Raw genomic sequence first — 4233 nt, 5'->3', positions numbered from 1 at the left:
GTGCAGGACGTCGAGGGCGTTGTCGGCGTCGTTGACGAAGTGGACCGCGTCGCCGTCCGGGTCCACGGCGAGCCCGAACAGCGCGCCCGCGCCGGGCGGGGTGCCCTCGTTGTTGATCCGCTTGACCGCGACCTGCCGGCCGGCCGGGGTGGTCTCGACGATGTTCCCGTCCCCGCCGTTGACCGTCAGGATGTCGCCCCCGGGCGCGAGCGCCAGGCCCAGCGGGCCGTTGAGGCCGCCGCCCGAGCTGACGACCCGGCCGATGCCCGCGCTGTCCCGCCGGTTCAGGGCGTTCGGGATGGCGGTGATCCGGCTCAGCGCGGTGTCGGCGACGAAGAGCGTGCCGTCACGGCCGAGACCGACACCGGTCGGGCCGACCACCAGGGCCGCCGGGTCCGTCCGCTCGGGGAAACCGGAGCCGATCTCGGTGGTCGCCAGCCGCCGCGGCGGCTGGTCGCCCTCGGTGCACAGGGTGATCCGCAGGACGGTGCCCTGGTCGACCTCCGCACCGCCGCCGGCGACCGTCCCGTTGAGGACGTTGGTCACGAACAGCTCGCTCCGCTCGCCGGCGCTCACGGCGGTGAGGTCCCACGGGCCGTTGATGCCGTCTCCCGCGATCGTCTCGCGCACCGTGCCGTGCTTGTCGAGCACCAGCAGGCAGCCGGCCTGCGCGGTGGCCGAGGTGCCGTCCGCGGTGGGGAGGCTGCCGACCACCACCCAGCCGCCGGGCAGCACCGTCAGCGCCGTGGTGAGCCCGACCCCGCCGGGGCACGGGCCGGGCAGGTGGGCCGGGTCGATGGTGGCGAAGGTGGTCGTGGCGCCGTCCGGGGTGATCTGCACCAGCGTGGTGCCGAGGCCCTGGAGGTTGGCCGCATCGTTGAAGTTGCTGACCAGGACGTTGCCCCGGCGCAGGTCACCGGTGCTCTCCCGGATGGTGAACACACCGTACGGATTCACGTCGCCGTTCCCCGCAACGGTGGACCCGACGGTGGACACGGTGTTCAGCCGGTCCAGGAACGGCCCTGGGCGGGCGGCGTGGGCCGGGGACGCGGCGGCCGTCAGACCCATGGTCAGCACGGCGGTCGCCAGCGTGCTCGACAGTGCCCGAACTCTCATGTGTACGTGCCTCCTGAAGGGCGGGCCGGGCGGCCGGAACCGGCCGCGCCCGAGCCCGCGAACGCGCTCGAAGCTCGAAGTGGCCCCCGGGGCGCCACGTTAGGCAGGCCCGCCGGGCACCGCCCCCCGGCGTCCGCCGAATGCCGGTCACCCCGGGTGACCGTCGTGGCGGGCGGGCCGTCCCGGCCGCCTGCCGAGGGCGGCGTTCGGTGGTGCCATGGAAGGGCGAACGGCCGGGCCCGGCCCCGGCCCGCCCCGCACCGAGCCAGGGAGACCCGCATGAAAGCCGCCGTGGGAGACCGCATCACCGTCCAGGGCACCCACCCGAACGCGGCCCGCCGCGACGGCGAGATCGTCCGGCTGCACCACTCGGACGGCAGCCCGCCGTACGACGTCCGCTGGTTCGACGACGGCCGGGTGACCGAGTACGTCCCCGGGCCGGACGCCCGGATCCACCACACCGGCCGCGAGCCGGCGGCCCCGGAGGTCCCGCCCCACCCGCACCTGTTCGCCGACTGACGGGCCGCCGCCGTGACCGTCTCCACCGACCGGCGCACCCGCGGACTGACCGGGGCCGAGGCCGCCCGGCTGCTCGCCGAGCACGGCCGCAACGAGGTGGCGGCCGACCGCCGGGTGCCACTGTGGGCCCGGGTGGCCGCCCAGCTGCGCGACCCCCTGATCACCGTGCTGATCGCGGCGGTCGCGCTGACGCTGGCCATCGGCGACCACCCCGACGCGGTGGTCATCGCGCTGGTGATCGTGGTCAACACCACCGTGGGCGTCGTCCAGGAGGTCCGGGCGGAGAGCGCCGTCGCGGCGCTGTCCCGGCTCTCCGCCCCCGCGGCCCGGGTGGTGCGGGACGGCGAGCCGCGCAAGGTGCCCTCGGCCGAGGTCGTCCCGGGCGACGTGGTGGAGCTCGCGGAGGGTGACATCGTGCCGGCCGACGCCCGGCTCCTGGAGGCCGCCGCGCTGCTGCTCGACGAGTCGATGCTGACCGGCGAGTCGTTGCCGGTGGCCAAGGAGACCGGCGGCGCGCCCGACGACGAGGTGCTCCGGGCGGGCACCGTCGTGCTGCGCGGCCGGGCCCTCGCCGCGGTCACCGCCACCGGCGCGGACAGCGCGCTCGGCCGGATCGCCACCCTGCTGCGGCCCCGGCCCGAGCCGACCCCGCTCCAGCGGCGGCTGGCCGGACTCGGCCGGGTGCTGGCCGCGGTGGCCGTCGGCCTGTGCGTGCTGGTCTTCGTGCTCGGCCTGCTCCGGAACCAGCCGCCCGGCGAGATGGCGGTGACGGCGATCAGCCTGGCGGTCGCCGCGGTGCCGGAGTCGCTGCCCGCCGTCGTCACGCTCGCCCTCGCCCTCGGTGCCCGCCGGATGGCCGCCCGCCGCGCCGTCGTCCGGCGGCTGCCGGCCGTCGAGACGCTCGGCTCGGTCACCGTGCTGGCCACCGACAAGACCGGCACCCTCACCGAGGGCCGGATGGTGGTCGAGCGCCTCTGGACCCCGCACACCACGGCCACCGTGACCGGCCTCGGGTACGGGCCCGAAGGCGAGGTCCGACCCGACGGGCCCACCGACGGGCCCACCGGCAGGCCCGCAGACAGGCCCACCGGCAGGCCCACCGACCGGCTCCCGACCGACGAGACGCGGCGGCTCCTCACCGCCGCCGTCCTGTGCAACGACGCCGCCCTGCGCCCGCCCACGGCCGGGGACACCGAGTGGCGGGCGGTCGGCGACCCCACCGAGGCCGCGCTGCTGACCGCCGCCGGCAAGGCGGGGCTGGACCACGACCGGCTGCGGGCCGCTCTCCCCCGGGTCGCCGAGACCCCGTTCGACAGCACCCGCAAGCGGATGAGCACCGTCCACCGCGGGCCCGACGGCGCCTTCCTGGTCTGCCTCAAGGGCGCCCCGGAGGCCGTCCTCGACCCCCTCGTCCTCGCCGATCCCCCGGAGCTGCTGGAGCGGGCCCGGCAGGCCGCCGCCGCACTCGCCGCCGAGGGCTTCCGGGTGCTCGCCGTGGCACGGCGGGACCTCGACCACGTCCCCGATCCCCCGGAGGCGGCCGAACACGGGCTGCGCCTGCTCGGGCTGACCGCGATGGCCGACCCGCCCAAGCCCTCCGCGGCCGCCACCCTGGCCGCCTGCCGCCGGGCCGGTATCCTGCCCGTCCTGATCACCGGCGACCACCCTGCCACCGCCCGCGCCCTGGCCGTCCGGATCGGGCTGCTGGAGCCGTCCGCCGGGGCCGAGGCGGTGGCGACCGGGCGGGACCTCGTCACCGGCGAGGTCACCGATCCGACCCGCGCCCGGGTGTTCGCCCGCACCGACCCCCGGCAGAAGCTCGACATCGTCCAGGCCTGGCGCGCCCGGGGCGCCGTCACCGCGATGACCGGCGACGGCGTCAACGACGGCCCCGCGCTGCGGCAGGCGGACATCGGCGTGGCCATGGGCCGGCGCGGCACCGAGGTCGCCCGCCAGGCCGCCGACCTGGTGCTCGCCGACGACGAACTCGCCACCGTGGTCGGCGCGGTGGAGGAGGGCCGCCGGGTCTACGACAACATCCGGCGCTTCCTGGTGTTCGGTCTGGCCGGCGGCGCCGCCGAGATCCTGGTGATGCTGGCCGGCCCGCTGTTCGGCTTCGCCCTGCCCCTGCGCGCGGGCCAGATCCTCTGGATCAACCTGCTCACCCACGGCCTCACCGGTGTGGCGATGGGCGCGGAGCCGGTCTCCTCCGGCGCGATGGCCCGGCCGCCGCGCCCGCCGGACCAGCACATCCTCGGCTCCGGCGTGTGGCAGCGGGTGCTGCTGCTCGGCCTGGCCCTCACGGCGGCCGCGCTCGGCGCGGCCCTGTGGGCGCGCGACGGCGGCCGCCCCTGGCAGACCGTCCTGTTCCTCGCCCTGCTGATCGGCCAGCTCGGCTCCGTCCTGGGGCTGCGCGAACGGCTGCTGACCCGCGCGAACCCCTTCCTCCCGCTGGCCGTCCTCGCCTCCGTCGGGCTCGCGGCGGCCGCCCTCTACCTGCCGTTCCTCCGCGACCTGCTCGACACCGTGCCGCTCGCCTGGGCCGACCTGCCCGCCCCCGTGCTGGCCGGCGTCGTCGGCTTCGCGGTGACCCGGCCG

Annotated in this window: 3 protein-coding genes; 2 read left to right on the top strand and 1 reads right to left on the bottom strand. The window is 76.9% G+C overall.

Annotated elements, in window-relative coordinates; all coding sequences use genetic code 11:
• Positions 1-1116: hypothetical protein (locus ACFRMQ_RS38775; protein ID WP_380735598.1), on the bottom strand; the 1116-nt coding region annotated here is incomplete at its 3' end.
• A gap of 279 nt (positions 1117-1395) precedes the next feature.
• Between ACFRMQ_RS38775 and ACFRMQ_RS38770 the strand changes: the two genes are divergently transcribed.
• A complete protein-coding gene (locus tag ACFRMQ_RS38770; protein WP_380735597.1) occupies positions 1396-1635 on the top strand; it encodes a DUF1918 domain-containing protein in 240 nt (79 codons plus the stop codon).
• A 12-nt stretch (positions 1636-1647) separates the two neighbouring features.
• Positions 1648-4233: cation-translocating P-type ATPase (locus ACFRMQ_RS38765; protein WP_380735596.1), on the top strand; the 2586-nt coding region annotated here is incomplete at its 3' end.

This window comes from Kitasatospora sp. NPDC056783 (genome assembly GCF_042789895.1).
Lineage (GTDB): Bacteria > Actinomycetota > Actinomycetes > Streptomycetales > Streptomycetaceae > Kitasatospora.
The sequence above is the reverse complement of the archived record's forward strand: the minus strand, read 5'-3'. Positions and strand labels throughout refer to the sequence as shown.